This is a genomic window from Halomonas rhizosphaerae, from assembly GCF_030010555.1.
Taxonomy (GTDB): Bacteria; Pseudomonadota; Gammaproteobacteria; order Pseudomonadales; family Halomonadaceae; genus Halomonas; species Halomonas rhizosphaerae.
The window spans coordinates 74,420-81,419 of sequence record NZ_JASCQP010000038.1 but is presented as its reverse complement, the minus strand read 5'-3'; the positions used below and the strand labels follow the sequence as shown (position 1 = coordinate 81,419).

The following is a 7,000-nucleotide window of genomic DNA, read 5'->3' as shown; positions in this document are numbered from 1 at the left end:
AGATAGGCATTCTCCGCCCGCAGATATGCCAGCTCCTCGAGCAGCTCCTCATGGGAGCGCTCACCATCGGAGGGAGGCTCGGGCGGTGGAGATGGGGGCTTCTGGGGCATCGGGCGGCGTCCCGTACGTTTCGGTTCCAAGGCGATTAGGCCACCACTATGGTACTGGCGCTCCCATCTGCCAATAGCGCCAGCGGCACGGATATCAAACAGGGCCTCGGTCTGCCGGATCGACAAGCCGTCGCGCCACATCCTTTCCAGCACCTCGCGCTTGAACGCTGGGCTGTAGTGACGGCGTGTCTGGCACAATCCTGAAGGCCCATGCTGCCGGTACTGCTCCACCCATCGCCTGACCATGGAATAGTCCAGACCAAAGTGGTGGGCGACCACTTCTAGGCCGACATCCCCATCCAGGTATTGCTGCACCACTTGCAACTTAAAGTGGTCGCTGTACTGGTTCCTCATAGAAACACCCCGAAGGTTGAATTGGGTGTCCAACTTTCGGGGTGCAGTTCATTGGCGGGGCGTCACCAGTCCCTATCCAACCGGGCCGAATCATGGGGCTGCAGCCACGCCTCGGCCCCCTGCTGCCCGACCGGCTGCGCATGGACATCATGGATCCAGCCAAGCAGTGGCAACGCCATGGGACACCTCATGGCGGTCGTCATGGTTTTTAGCTGCCACGCGCCAGCAGCATCGCCTTGATCTGGCCGATGGCGCGCATCGGGTTGAGCCCCTTGGGACACACCCAGGTGCAGTTGGCGATCTGTCGGCACCGGAACACGCTGAAGGGGTCGTCGAGCTCGGCCAGCCGCTCGTCGGTGGCGGTATCACGGCTGTCGATCAGGAAGCGGTAGGCCTGGATCAGGCCGGCCGGGCCGATGTACTTGTCCGGGTTCCACCACCAGGAGGGGCAGGCCGAGCTGCAGCAGGCGCACAGGATGCATTCGTAGAGGCCATCGAGCTTCTCGCGTTCCGCCGGGCTCTGGCGTCGCTCGGTGGCGGTGGGCGGCTGGTCGTTGATCAGCCAGGGGCGGATCTTCTCGAACTGGCGAAAGAACAGCGTCTGATCGACGACCAGGTCGCGGATCACCGGCATGCCGGGAAGCGGACGCAGGGTCAGGGTATCGCCGCTGCCCAGCACCTCCTCCACCGGCGTGATGCAGGCCAGGCCATTCTTGCCATTGATGTTCATGCCATCGGAGCCGCACACCCCCTCACGGCAGGAACGCCGATAGGCCAGGGTGGCATCCTGCTGCTTCAGATGTTCGAGGACGTCGAGCACCATCGCCTTGCGGAAACGCTCCTCCACGTCCAGCGTCTCGAGGCGTGGCCGGTCATCCTCATCGGGATGGTAGCGATAGAGCCGTACCTTGATCATGGGTATCTCCTCGCCGGGCCATGGCGTGCCATGGGCCATATGCCGCCACCTTTGCGTTTCGCGTCACTCCCGCCAGTAGTCATTGGCCGCGGCGACGGTCTGGAAGTGGGTGGCGATGACGTGGGAGGCCGCGATCAGGCTGTCGGGCTCCTCCGCGTATTCGGGTCGCTGCGCCTTGCGCACCTCGGCATCCGGCTGGGTGGTGCCCACCCCCTTCTGGGAGAGCGTCACCGCCAGGGCGAAGCCCTCCTGGGGCGTGTCGGTCATCAGGCTCGGCAGCCAGGTATCGTCCGAATCCATGGCTTCATGGTCATCGGCCAGGGCGGCACTGCCCAGCAGCAGCGAGACGGCCAACATCAGGGCGCCTGCGACCTTGCCGGGCGAAAGTGATACTCGATAATGCGTCGACATGATGGCCTCCTGCATTGCGCTGTAGCGCGGGCCTGCAGGGCCCGCCAATAAGATGCATTAATAATACTTATTCAAGATTAGCCAAGGGCGCAGCGGCGTCAAGGCGGTCCCGGCTGGCCCCGCCCCATGTCGCTACGCCTCGGCGGGCGCCCTGCGGGCCCAGCCCCAGTCGTCGAACAGCACGTAGAGCGCTGGGATCACCAGCAGCACCAGCAGGGTGGCGCTGAGCAGGCCGAACACCACGGCGATTACCAGCGGCTTGATGGCATCCGCCTGGCTGCTGGTCTCGGCCAGCAGCGGCGCCAGGCCCGCGATAGTCGTGGTGGAAGAGATCAGGATGGCACGCAGCCGGTCGCGGCAGGCCTGACCGGCGGCCGCTGCCGCGTCCAGGCCCCGCTCGCGGTGCGTCTTGATGAAGTGGATCAGCAGGATGGCATTATTGACCACGATGCCGGCCAGCGAGGCGGCGCCGATCAGCGAGGGCATGGAGAGGTAGTAGCCCATGATCACGTGCCCCCAGATGGCGCCGATGAAGGCCAGCGGGATCGAGAGCATGACGATCAGCGGCTCCACGTAGCTGCGGAACTGGAAGGAGAGGATCACGAAGATCCCCACCAGGCCGATCAGCAGGCCGCGGGCGATGGAGCCGCCGGTCTCGGCGGAGCTGGCCACCTGCCCCTCGAAGGTGACCGCCACCTCGGGATGGCGCGCCTCGAAGTCGGCCAGCCAGCCGCTGCCGACGAGGTCGTCGACGATGGCCTGGCCGCTGGCCTGGCGGGCATCCACGTTGGCCTCCACGGTGACGGTGCGCCACCCTTCGATGCGGCTGATGCGCGCCCACTCGCGGCGCTCGGCCACCTCGGTCACCACCGAGAGCGGCACCCGGCTGCCGTCGGGAAGCATCAGGGTCTGGTCGGCCAGGTCGTCGAGACCGTCGCGGTCGGCCTCGGCCTGGCGCACCAGCACCTCGATCTCCTGCTCACCGATGCGCTGGGTATCGGCGATCTCGCCGAGCAGGCCGGCACGCAGCTGACTCGCCACCTCCTCGGCGGTGAGGCCCAGGCCGTGGGCGCCCGATGCCAGGAAGTAGGCGCGCTGGGGCTTGCCCAGGCGCTGGTCATCCATGACGTTGTAGACCGCCGAATAGCCTTCGAGCCGCGTGGTCAGCTCGAGCGCCGCCGCCTTCATGGCCTCGAGATCCTCGCCGGTCAGGCGCACCTCCACGGGCACCCCGGCGGGGCCGAAGCCCGGTTCCTGGATGATCAGGCGCTGCACCCCCGCGATCTCGCCGATCGCCTCACGCCAATCGGCGGTCAGCGCATCCAGGGTCAGGGTGCGCCGCTCGGCGGTGAGCAGGTCGACGCTGACCGTGGCCACGTGGGGACCGGCCTCCCGGGCGCTGAGATTGTGGTTGAAGCGCACCTGGATCGCCTCGACCAGCGCCGCGCCTTCGGGCTGCCCGGGCGAATGGCGTGCATCGAGCTCGCCCATGGCCGCCTCGACCCGCTCGGCCACCGCCTCGGTGCGCTCGAGCGGCGTGCCCTGGGGCATCAGGATGCGTGCCTCCAGGACGTCACCGTCGATATCGGGCATCGCCTCGCTGCCGACGTGACCACCGGCCATAAAGCCGACAGACGCTAATAGCAGGGTAACTACGAGCCCCAATACCGCATGACGGAAACGGATCGCCCGGTCGGCCAGCCGCCCCACACCCTCGCGGAAGCGCTCGAAGCCGCGGTCGAAGGCGCTGCGAAAGCGGGAATCATGGCCCTGCTGCAGGTGCGTCACACTGCCCTTGAGATGGTGGGGCAGGATCCAGAACGCCTCGACGAGGCTCGCCGCCAGGGCGGCGATCAGCACCACCGGCAGCACCTCCAGTACCGCGCCCAGCTCGCCGGCCAGGAAGGAGAGCGGCACGAAGACCGAGGCGGTGGTCAGAAACGACGACAGCACGCCGGGCAGCACCTGACGGGTCCCCGCCACCACCGCCTCCAGCGGCGTGGCACCCTCCCTGGCGTGGACGGCAATGTTGTCGGTGATCACGATGGCGTCGTCCATGACGATGCCGATGGCCATCAACAGTGCCACCAGGGTGATCATGTTCAGGGAGAGGCCGGCGAGCCCCATCACCAGGAAGGCCCCCATGAAGGCCGCGGGCAGCCCCAGCACCGCCCACAGCGCCAGGCGCGGGCGGAAGAACAGGCTCATCACCAGCACCACCAGCGCCAGCCCCATGACGCCGTTGCCCACCAGCATCTGCAGGCGGTCGCGGACGATGCGGGTCATGTCCTGGGTCAGGTTCAGCGTGATGCCACCATCGAAGCGGCGGTGCTCCGCCGCGATCAGCCTCTCGAGGCGCTCCTTCACCGCCAGGGCGTCGTCGCGCAGGCTCTTGCTCACCTCCAGCACCACCGCCGGTTCGCCGTTGAAGCGAATCTTCTCCTCCTCGCGTTCGCCGGACTCGGTCAGGCTGGCGATGTCGCCCAGGGTGAGCTCACCGCCGGCCGGATCGGACATCACCACCAGGCGCGAAAGCTCGGCAAGCGAGCGGCGCTGGTCGGTGAAGCGCAGCAGGATATCCTGCTCGGGGGTTTCCAGGGTGCCCAGCGGCAGGTCCAGGCTCTGGGCCGAGATCCGTCGCGCCAGCTCGTGGGCCGAGAGGCCGTGCTGGCCGAGCATCTCGCCGGGCACCTCCACCTGCCACTGGCGCTGGGACATGCCGTGGATCGCCACGTCCGCCACGCCGGGCAGCGCCATGATGCGCTCCTCCAGGCGCAGGGCGTACTCATCGAGCTGGCCGGCGGGCATGTCGGATGACAACGCGACCGCCGCCACCAGGTCGCTGCGGTGCAGCTCGCGCACCACCGGTGGGTCGGCCCGGGCTGGAAACTCGCTGATGGCACCGACCTCGGTGTCGATCTCGCCGAGAAAGCGCAGGGGATCGCCGCCGGCCTGCATGGTGGCGGTGGCGCTGGCCAGGTTGTCCTGGGCCACGCAGACGAACTCGTCGAGGAACTCCACCCCCTTCACCGCCTCATGCAGGCGGCGGCACACGGCGTCCTCCACGTCAGCGGCGCTGGCCCCGCGATAGACCACCTCGACGCTCACCTCCCCCGGGCGGTAGTCGGGGAAGGTCTCGCGCTTGAGCGACGGGGCGGTGAAGAGCCCGGCGGCGAGCAGCAGCACCAGCAGCAGGTTGGCGGCGGTGGGGTGGGCGGCGAACCAGCGGATCATGGCTGGGCCTGCTCGGCGATACTCGCCTCTAGGGCCTCGTCGCGACGTGGGGCGAGGGCCATCCCGGCGATCGCCGCGGGCAGGTCATCGACCACCACCCTCTCGCCCGGGGCAAGGCCGGTCGCGATCACCGCCAGGTTGCCCTGCTCGAAGGCCACGCTCACCGCACGCCGTTCGAGGCGCGCCTCGGCGTCCACCAGCCACACCTCACCCTGATGCACCGCACTGGCCGGTATCACCAGCCGAGGCTCAGGGCTGGGCGCGGACAGCCGCGTACGCACGTACATGTCGCGCTGCAGCGGAGGGCGATCCGGCGGCCGAGCATCGCGGTAGGGATGATCGACCCGCACCACCACGCGTACCGTACGGGTGGCAGGATCCAGCCCGCTGGCCACGCGCACCAGTTCCCCCGACCAGCCCACGCCCTCGGCGCCGGCCAGGAAGAGTTCGGCCTGCACCGCCGAGAAGTCCAGTCGCTCGTCCAGGTCCAGCCCCTGGCCGACGGGTTCATCGGGCAGGATCGCGGCCATCAGGCGACGCATCATGGCGATGGGAATATGCGCCTCCACCTCGGCGGCGGCCAGGCTCTCGGCCTGGAACAGCCGCTGCCCGGTGCCGACGAACTGGTGCAGCTCCACCTCCACCTCGGCCAGGCGCAGGTCATAGGGCGCCTCGAAGCGAGTGTCGGCCAGGTCCTGCCGGGCCTGGGCCAGGCGCACCGCGGCGCGCTCACGCTGCGCCTCGAGCACCTCGCGCCGTGCGGGCAAGAGCGCCAGGCTGTTCTCCAGGGAAGCCACCGCCTGGCGCTGGCCCAGGGTGCTACGGCGCTGCTCGTCGCGTCGTGAGCTGGAGACCGAGCCGCTGGCCGCCAGGCGCTCGATGCGCGCCAGCTCCTGCTCGGCCAGGGCGAGCGCCTGCTGTTCCAGCGCCAGCAGGCGGCGGGTGTTCTCCTCCTCGGCCTCGAGCTGGGCCAGCTCGCCGGCCAGGCTGGCCAGTTCCGCCTCGGCCTCGGCAATGGCCAGCTCATAGCGGCTGGGATCCAGTGCCACCAGCAGGGTGCCCTCGGGCAGCAGGGTGCCGCTCTCCAGTTCCGGATGGCGCTCGACGACGCGCCCCGCCACGTTGGCCGTCGCCTGCCAGGTCTCGGCGGGACGCGCCACGCCGTGGCCGCGCGCTTCCAGGCGCACGTCCAGGGGGCGGACCTCGACGATCCTGACCGGGGTGGCGGAGGCCGCCGCCTCCTGGCGTTCGGGGGCCTGCCGGTTGGCCACGAAGACGACCAGCAACGCCACGCCCATGACGACGCCGATCAGCACCGCCAGCCCCCGCCCCAGCCGCCGTATCGAGGGCCTCATGGATCACCTCCCGCATCCGCGCGAATGCCGTGTCGGTAGAGCTCGAAGGCCGCCGGCGCCCGGTCGACGATGCCTGCCACGTCGTCGGCGATCAGCGACTGCAGCACCAGTCCCTGGACGCAGCCGATGAACTGGGTCGCCGCCGCATCCAGGTCGAGCCCGGGGCGCAGCTTCCCTCGACGCCGGGCCTCCTCGAGCAGGCCCAGCAGGCGCCGGCGATAGCGTTCCAGCAGTTCGCGCACCAGTCGACTGGCGGCCGTGGGCCGCGGGTGCTGCAGCTGGCCCATCAGCAGCCGCGGCACCCCCGGGTGCTCGGCGATGAAGGCCACGTGGGCGAGGAACATCGCCTCCAGGGCAAGCAGGGGGTCCTCGACGCCCTCGGCGGCGGCGGCGATCCTCGCCATCACCCGCTCGGCGACCCAGGCCACCGCCGCCTCCCAGATGGCCTCCTTGCTGGCGAAGTGGCGAAACAGCGCCCCCTGGGTGACGCCCATGCGTCGGGCGATACGCCCGGTGGTCAGGGTGGCGGGTTCCTCACGGCCGCATAGCTCGATGACGGCCTCCACGGTGCGCTCCCGACGCTCGTCGGCGGGGAGATGCTGGCGCTGCGACATGCTCGA

The 7,000-nt window shown here is 69.1% G+C and carries 6 protein-coding genes; all 6 read right to left on the bottom strand.

Annotated elements, in window-relative coordinates:
• Positions 1–464 (bottom strand): transposase (locus tag QLQ83_RS17020; protein WP_282733626.1); only part of this gene is annotated, 464 nt, incomplete at its 3' end.
• 208 nt (positions 465–672) lie between these two features.
• Positions 673–1,377 carry a succinate dehydrogenase iron-sulfur subunit gene (locus QLQ83_RS17015; RefSeq protein WP_282736708.1) on the bottom strand — a complete coding sequence of 235 codons (705 nt, stop codon included), beginning with the start codon at positions 1,375–1,377 and terminating at the stop codon, positions 673–675.
• A gap of 66 nt (positions 1,378–1,443) precedes the next feature.
• The gene (locus QLQ83_RS17010; protein ID WP_282736706.1) at positions 1,444–1,791 is read right to left on the bottom strand and encodes a hexameric tyrosine-coordinated heme protein; all 348 of its coding nucleotides are present in this window, start codon (positions 1,789–1,791) and stop codon (positions 1,444–1,446) included.
• Between the two features lie 132 nt (positions 1,792–1,923).
• Positions 1,924–5,025 carry an efflux RND transporter permease subunit gene (locus QLQ83_RS17005; RefSeq protein WP_282736705.1) on the bottom strand — a complete coding sequence of 1,034 codons (3,102 nt, stop codon included), beginning with the start codon at positions 5,023–5,025 and terminating at the stop codon, positions 1,924–1,926.
• A complete protein-coding gene (locus QLQ83_RS17000) occupies positions 5,022–6,380 on the bottom strand; it encodes an efflux RND transporter periplasmic adaptor subunit (RefSeq protein ID WP_282736704.1) in 1,359 nt (452 codons plus the stop codon). The genes QLQ83_RS17005 and QLQ83_RS17000 overlap by 4 nt, the downstream gene beginning before the upstream one ends.
• The gene (locus QLQ83_RS16995; RefSeq protein ID WP_282736703.1) at positions 6,377–6,994 is read right to left on the bottom strand and encodes a TetR/AcrR family transcriptional regulator; all 618 of its coding nucleotides are present in this window, start codon (positions 6,992–6,994) and stop codon (positions 6,377–6,379) included. Before QLQ83_RS16995 ends, QLQ83_RS17000 begins: the two co-directional genes overlap by 4 nt.
• Positions 6,995–7,000 lie beyond the last annotated feature (6 nt).

What these genes read in the sequence shown, in the direction of transcription:
- QLQ83_RS17005 (WP_282736705.1), bottom strand. Translation starts at nt 5,025, where the DNA reads ATGATCCGCTGGTTCGCCGCCCACCCCACCGCCGCCAACCTGCTGCTG.
- QLQ83_RS17010 (WP_282736706.1), bottom strand. Translation starts at nt 1,791, where the DNA reads ATGTCGACGCATTATCGAGTATCACTTTCGCCCGGCAAGGTCGCAGGC.
- QLQ83_RS17000 (WP_282736704.1), bottom strand. Translation starts at nt 6,380, where the DNA reads ATGAGGCCCTCGATACGGCGGCTGGGGCGGGGGCTGGCGGTGCTGATC.
- QLQ83_RS16995 (WP_282736703.1), bottom strand. Translation starts at nt 6,994, where the DNA reads ATGTCGCAGCGCCAGCATCTCCCCGCCGACGAGCGTCGGGAGCGCACC.